The organism is Methyloceanibacter sp. (assembly GCF_041573655.1).
In the GTDB taxonomy this organism is placed as follows: domain Bacteria; phylum Pseudomonadota; class Alphaproteobacteria; order Rhizobiales; family Methyloligellaceae; genus Methyloceanibacter.
The window spans coordinates 1-6,705 of sequence record NZ_JBFFQD010000076.1 but is presented as its reverse complement, the minus strand read 5'-3'; the positions used below and the strand labels follow the sequence as shown (position 1 = coordinate 6,705).

General features: G+C 63.2%; 5 protein-coding genes and 1 tRNA gene. 3 read left to right on the top strand and 3 right to left on the bottom strand.

The annotated features are described in order from the left end of the window. Positions 1-28 precede the first annotated feature (28 nt). Complete coding sequence (locus ABY454_RS11815; protein ID WP_372930911.1) at positions 29-1,600, top strand: heme biosynthesis protein HemY; 1,572 nt, start codon at positions 29-31, stop codon at positions 1,598-1,600. Positions 1,601-1,746: 146 nt separating this feature from the next. Then, positions 1,747-1,822: transfer RNA gene (locus ABY454_RS11810), tRNA-Thr, on the top strand. A 57-nt stretch (positions 1,823-1,879) separates the two neighbouring features. Here ABY454_RS11810 and ABY454_RS11805 read toward each other — a convergent pair. Together ABY454_RS11805 and ABY454_RS11800 are read right to left on the bottom strand one after the other, a co-directional pair. Continuing rightward, complete coding sequence (locus ABY454_RS11805; RefSeq protein ID WP_372930910.1) at positions 1,880-2,611, bottom strand: MipA/OmpV family protein; 732 nt, start codon at positions 2,609-2,611, stop codon at positions 1,880-1,882. 224 nt (positions 2,612-2,835) lie between these two features. Continuing rightward, positions 2,836-4,257: an MFS transporter gene (locus ABY454_RS11800; protein WP_372930908.1), complete on the bottom strand. Its 1,422-nt coding sequence runs from the start codon at positions 4,255-4,257 to the stop codon at positions 2,836-2,838. Between the two features lie 202 nt (positions 4,258-4,459). Between ABY454_RS11800 and ABY454_RS11795 the strand changes: the two genes are divergently transcribed. Further along, positions 4,460-5,386 carry a cation diffusion facilitator family transporter gene (locus tag ABY454_RS11795; RefSeq protein ID WP_372930907.1) on the top strand — a complete coding sequence of 309 codons (927 nt, stop codon included), beginning with the start codon at positions 4,460-4,462 and terminating at the stop codon, positions 5,384-5,386. Here the strand turns inward: ABY454_RS11795 and ABY454_RS11790 are convergent. Then, positions 5,383-6,552 (bottom strand): osmoprotectant NAGGN system M42 family peptidase, encoded by a 1,170-nt coding sequence (locus ABY454_RS11790; protein ID WP_372930905.1) that lies wholly within the window; start codon positions 6,550-6,552, stop codon positions 5,383-5,385. The genes ABY454_RS11795 and ABY454_RS11790 overlap by 4 nt on opposite strands. Positions 6,553-6,705 lie beyond the last annotated feature (153 nt).

Below are 6,705 nucleotides of genomic sequence, written 5' to 3'. Positions count from 1 at the left end.
GAAAGAGGAGCCACAAGAGCAGAACTAGATGACCCGCATTCTGATTTTCGTTCTTCTCATTGTCGCAATCGCGGCGGGACTTGGCTGGCTGGCCGACCGGCCCGGCACGGTGACGATCGAGTGGCTGGGCTACGAGATCGAGACCAGCGCCTTCGTGGCCGCGGTCGCCGTTCTTGCGCTTGCCTCGTTTTGCATCCTTGCATTTGCGTTTCTGCGCTATGTGTGGACGCGGCCTGCGGCGGTCACATCTTATGTGCGCGAGCGCCGGCGGCAGCAGGGCCTCGACGCCCTGTCGCACGGGCTCTTGGCTATCGGCGTCGGTGACCGCGCACAGGCACAGCGTTACGCCGGCATTGCGGGGCGCTATCTGCCGCGCGAGCCGTTGACGGCCTTGCTGCGTGCGCAGGCCGCTCAGCTCAAGGGCGACCCGGCTGCGGCGCGCCGCGCGTTCGAGGCCATGCTGGACCGGCCCGAGACACAGCTTCTAGGCGTGCGCGGCCTGTTCTTGGAAGCAAAGCGCGGCAACGACCAACACGCGGCGCATGCGCTTGCCGAGCAAGCGGTCAAACGCGATCCGAAACTCGCCTGGGGTGTGAACGCGCTGTTCGACATTCAAGCGCGCGCAGGCGATTGGGAAGGCGCAATGAACACGCTGGCCATCGCGCGGCAGAACGGTCACCTGGATACGGACACCGCCAACCGCCGCCGCGCCGTGCTGCTCGCGGCCGAGGCACGCGAGGCGGAAAGCGCCGATCCGGACAAGGCGCTGACGCTTGCCAACGAAGCGCTGCGTCTTGCGCCCTCGCTTGTGCCGGCCGCAGAACTTGCCGGCCGCGTCTTCACGACCAAAGGCGAAGTCCGGGCTGCCTCGCGCCAGATCGTACGGACTTGGAAGCTGTCGCCCCACCCCGACCTGGCATTGGCCTATGCGTTCGCCAAACCCGGCCTGTCGCCCAAGGACCGCCTGAAGCGGGTGGAATATCTCGCGGGCCTGACGCCGGACGACATCGAAGGCGCGCTCGCCATCGCCGACGCGGCCATCGAGGCGCAGGACTGGCAGCAGGCGCGCGATGTCCTGGCGCCTTATCTGGAGGACCATCCGTCCGCGCGCATTTGCACGCTGATGGCTCGGATCGAAGCGGGTGAGGGTGACAAGGGGCGTGAGCGCGAATGGCTGGCGCGGGGCTTGCGGGCACCGCGCGACCGCGCCTGGATCGCCGACGGCTATGTTTCCGACCGCTGGCTGCCGGTTTCGCCGGTCACCGGCGCGATCGATGCATTCGAGTGGCAGGCGCCTGTCGATGCGATCGGCCGCGGCGAGGATACGCCGTTGATCGAAGAGAGGATGGAAACGCCAAGGGACGCCAGCGCCATGGCGCGAGACCCCGCGGCGGCACCTGCGGTGGTCGATGTGACCCCGACGGTGCATGACGAGAAGCCGAAGGACGGCAAGGCCGAGGACGCGCAGGCGCCCAAGGTCAATGAAGCCGGGACTGAACACCCGCCAACACGGCCGCCGGACGATCCTGGCGTTGCGTCCACGGACTCCGAAGAGACTCAGATGTCGCTTGAGCGTTTGCGCGCTGCCCAGATTCGCTGATTGCGCGGAGGGGACCGGCACTGGCGTCCAACTTGCGCCAGCCCAATATAGGCATTAAGCACTGGGGCCGAGATTGCCCTGGAGCCTGGAACCCAAGGCTTGCTTTACCCCACGACTCTAGGTCACCACGGTTCGCGGGGCACGGGGCCGCAGTAGCTCAGTCGGTAGAGCATCGCATTCGTAATGCGGGGGTCGGGGGTTCGAATCCCTCCTGCGGCACCACTTCCTTCGGCTTTCCGCGACCCACTCACCGCGATCGGATCGTCTTCGGACGAGGGCCTAGCGCCACCAGCTGAAGCGGTAGCCAAGCCCGATCGTGCCGGAGACTTGGTCTTTGGTCTCAATTACGGGGCTGTCCGCCGCATCACCCAGCAGCCGCCCGTAGCGCGCGCCGGCCTTCAAGAGCCAGCGGTCGTTCAGATCCACCGTCGAGCCAACCGCTACAAAGACATCCTTGACCCCGCCATCGGGCGTGTAGACCGGTAGTCCCGCACGCGATCTGCCGCTCTGGGCCGCCGTCACGCCGAAATAGGTTTGCATGTAGTCTTCGCTAGCGATCGTCGTGCCGACGCGGATGCCGAGACTCACGCGCTCGGTGATCTGCCGTGAGGTCTCAATGCCGAGGCGGAACTCGGGGCCGGCATCATCGCCGGTGACCTTCTCCATGACAGCCGCATCGAAGGTGAAGGCACCAAACGTGAAGGCCGAATAAGCGCCGAGCACGAGACCGCCATCGATATCGCCTAAGCCCTTAAGGAGATCGCCGTCGTCTTGGTCGCGCTTGGTGATGTAGCCGGTCACCGCGCCGATTTGAAACCGCTCGCTGCCCAGCACACGAATGCGAATGTCGTCCAACCCGCGAAATTTCACGCGCTTGCGGACTGCCGTCACCGCGGAATCGTCATTGGGGTTCTCGGTGAACTTCGGAATAATGATGGGGATGGGGATGACTTCGTGCTCGTTGGAGCCTTCGTATTTCGGCTTGATGATCGCCGCCGCCCCGAGTGTCACAGATTCCGGTGCAGCATATGCGGCCGGCGCACCAAAGCATGCGGCCGCAATCAAAACTGCGCAAGCGGCGCAGGCAATGCCCCGCGCGCGAGAACGCCAAATTGGCATGGAAAAATTCCCCCAATGAATCTTGAGGTTAATGTCGCATGCGGGGTTCGGTCATGTAAATCGCTAAACGCCTACCTGGCGAAGATTCTTAATAGGCATCGGCGATGAGAACAGCCTCAAGCATGCGCGCGATGGCTGTGATGCCACGCGGCCTTGATCTTCTTCGTGTCGAGCGTTCCGCCCACGAACAGAAGCGAAATGACGGCGCCACAAACAGCTAGGATCGCGTCGGCCAGGAAGGCGATGTGGATGCCCTCGGCCATGTTGGACGCGCTTAGCACGATCGCGGTGTTGGCGCCGAGCCCGATGGACCCGCCGGCGATCTGGAACATATAGACGATTGCGCCGGCGAGGCTCGACCGCGACGGGTCGAGCGCCGTGATGCCGGCAGTCGTAATGGATGAGTAGAACAACCCGACACCGATGCCGAGCACGACCATGCCGAGAATCAGATCGTCGTAAGTCGTTGTGGGGCTGATGCGCGACAGGAGGAACATCCCTGCGGCCAGGAACAGCGCGCCGCCGGTGACGCTGACCTTGGATCCGAGCTTCGCGTAGAGCCGCCCCGAGATGAAAGACGTCAGCGCGAACGTGCCCATCATGGGCAACAGCCCTGCGCCAGATTCGATGGCGCTGAACTTCAGCACCTTCGACATGAACTGCGGCAGATAGAGCAGCGCGGCGAAGAAGATAGCCGACATCATTAAGACGGTCAGGCAAGCGGCGGTGAAGCTCAAATTGCCCATGACGTCGTCGGGCACTAGTGCGCTGTCGCCCGCGCGCCGCTCGACGAAGAAGAACTTGGCGAGCGCCACGCCGGACATCGCGAACAGCCCGATAATGATTGGGCTGTCCCACCCCATGCGCGTGCCGAGGTCGAGCGCGAGCAGCATCGCGAACAGGCCAATGGTGAGCACGGCCATGCCGAGATAGTCGATACCTTCGTGATCCTTGCGGTCCTCGTCGCGCGGCACGACGAGATAGGTGATGAGCACCCCGGCCAGAGCGATGGGAAGGTTGAGAAAGAACACCCATTGCCAGCCAACAGTGTCGGTCAGGACGCCGCCCAGCAGCGGGCCGAAAGCATTGCCGAAGCCGGCCGACCCCATGATCAGTCCGCCCGCGAGCCCTGCCTTGTTCCTCGGCATGAGACTGAACGTCATGCCGAGAATGGCAGGCCACATCATCGCGCCGCCGATGCCCATGAGAAAGCGGCAGGCGAGCAACATCCAAATATTCGGTGCGAAACCGCCCAGCACCGAGAAGCCGGCAAAGATGGTCGAGCCGATGAAGAAGATGCGCCTGCGGCCGAAGATGTCGGCAAGCCGTCCGCCGGTGACGATGGCCACGCCGAACACCATGGCGTAGCCGTTGATCACCCATTGGGAGGTATTGACGCTCGTGCCGAAGGTCTTCTCGATTGCCGGGAGCGCGACCGACAGCGCGGTAAAGTCGTTGGCGACGACGAACACGGCGACCGCCATGGCGACCATGCCGAGGATCGTCGATTTGCTTAGCTTTTCGTCGTCGTCCGCCATCGAAACTCCCGCATCTCTCCAATTGGCGGGCAGTGTCGCACGGCCCTATGCGGCGCGCTACTTAGGGATGCTCTACGCAAGAAGTCTTGTTGTGCGGGACGAACGACACGGGTCGCTTCACCTGTCTGGTTGCGCGACGATTGTGTATGAGTGCAAATGGTAGCGGTACGACCTGCCGATTTCAGACCCAGTTGGGGGGGCAATGAAGAGCGATTCCCGGAAAGTCATTTTTGCGGCGCTCGGCGCAAACGCGCTCATTGCCGTCAGCAAATTCGCCGCTGCATACATCACCGGCTCCTCGGCCATGCTGTCGGAGGGCGTGCACTCGGTGGTCGATACCGGCAACCAGGGCCTCCTGCTGCATGGCATGAAGCGCTCCGAACGGCCCCCCGATGATGCGCACCCCTTCGGCTATGGCGCGGAAGTCTTCTTCTGGGCTTTCGTGGTCGCCATTCTGATTTTCGCCATCGGTGCAGGAATCTCGTTCTACGAGGGCATCAACAAGCTCCTTCACCCCCATCCCATCACGAGCCCCCACATCAACTACATCGTGCTTGGCGCGGCGTTCATCTTCGAGGCCATCGCCTGGACCATCGCCTATAAGGAGTTTCGCAAGGTGCAAGGGCCCCAGGATTTTCTCACCGCCGTTCGCGAGTCGAAGGACCCGGCCACCTTCACCGTGCTGTTCGAAGATACCGCCGCCATGCTGGGCCTCGTCGCCGCGGCGATTGGTGTGTTCAGCGCGCACGTGCTGGAGATTCAATGGGCCGACGGTGCCGCCTCGATCGTGATCGGCGTCATCCTGGCGGTTACGGCGATCTTCTTAGCAGTTGAGACCAAGGGCCTCCTGATCGGCGAGGCGGCAAGTCCTGCGGTCGTCCAAGGAGTTCGTGAGACCGTTGGCGATGTGCCCGACATCATCAACATCAACGAATTACGCACCATGCATCTCGCGCCGCACGAGATTCTAGTGGCGCTCAGCGTCGACTTCGCCGACGGCGTCTCTTCCGAACGCGTGGAACTGGCTGTGAGCACGCTGGAGCAAACGATCAAGGGGCGTCATCCCCAAGTCCGGCGCATCTTCATTGAGGCGCAAGGTAAGCACGACGGTATGGTGCGCCGCCGCTAGCTGGAGCCTTCGTCCTCTTCGATCCGCACGTCGGAGGTGAGCTCCTGCCGCGCTTCTTCCGTGGGCTGAACCGTGAAGTCCTTGAGCGTCCCGATCTCGGCCGCATCGCGCAAGAACGCGACGGGACTGAGGAGGTAAGCCGTCGTCAGCTCCGCCAGCGATCGCAGCGCGTGAATATGAATACGCTCCCAGCCGTGAGATGCATCAACGCCGAAGCAGATCAACGCCGTGCGCACATCGTGTCCTGCCTCAACTGCCGAGGCGACGTCCGACCGATAGTGGCGGAACACGTCTTTCTGGTAGTAGATCTCGTTCTCCCGGCATAGCCGGACGAGCTTCCGCGTCAGGTGATAGTCGAACGGGCCGCTTTGGTCCGCCATTGCCACCGTTACGCCGAACTCGGCGCTGTTCTGTCCCGGCGCGGACGTTCCGTTGTCCACGGCGATCAACGCGGCAACGTCCTCGGTCAAAATGTTCGCCGCGCCCACACCCACCTCTTCCTCGATGGTGAAGAGGAAGTAGACATCCACAGGCAGCTGGTCGCGAACCGGAATAAGCGCCTGGAGCGCGGCCAGCATGACCGCGACACCGGCCTTGTCGTCGAGATGACGCGAGCAGATATAGCCGTTGTCGAGAAACTCGGGCTGTGGGTCGACGGAGACGATATCGCCGACTTCGATGCCAAGTTTCCTGGCCTCCTCCACGCCGGAGCATCGTGCGTCGACGCGCACCTCCACATGAGCCCAGCCCGTAGGCTGATCGTCGACCTCGTCGCCATAGGTGTGGCCCGATGACTTCAGCGGCAGGATGGTGCCGCGATAGCTGCCTTGATCGGTGAAGATCGTGCAGCGAGCGCCTTCAGCGAAGCGGGCGCTCCACGTGCCGATCGACACGACCGAGAGGCGTCCATTGTCCTTGATCTTCTTGACCTGCGCGCCGAGCGTATCGAGATGCGCGGCGACCGCGCGTGCGGGCCGGCGTTCCTTGCCGCGCAGGACGGCCCGGATGGCGCCGCGCCGCGTGACCTCGAACGGTACGCCGAGCCGGTCAAGCTCCTGCCCGCATCGCTGGACGATATTGTCCGTGTAGCTGGTCGGGCTGGGGATCTGGAGAAATTCCTCGAGCGTATCGGCGAGATAGTCGAGGTCGATATGCAAGATCGTCATGTGGCAGTCCCCTGCGGAGCGTTGTCGCGCCGGCGCGCCCCTTGTTGACGATTATGGGTAGTACGGAGACGGCTAGATTTGAAGCGCTTTGCGCACCGTCGTTGGCACGGACTGCGGGAACAGAAGATCTATGAAGCGTCCGGCGGTGGGCTG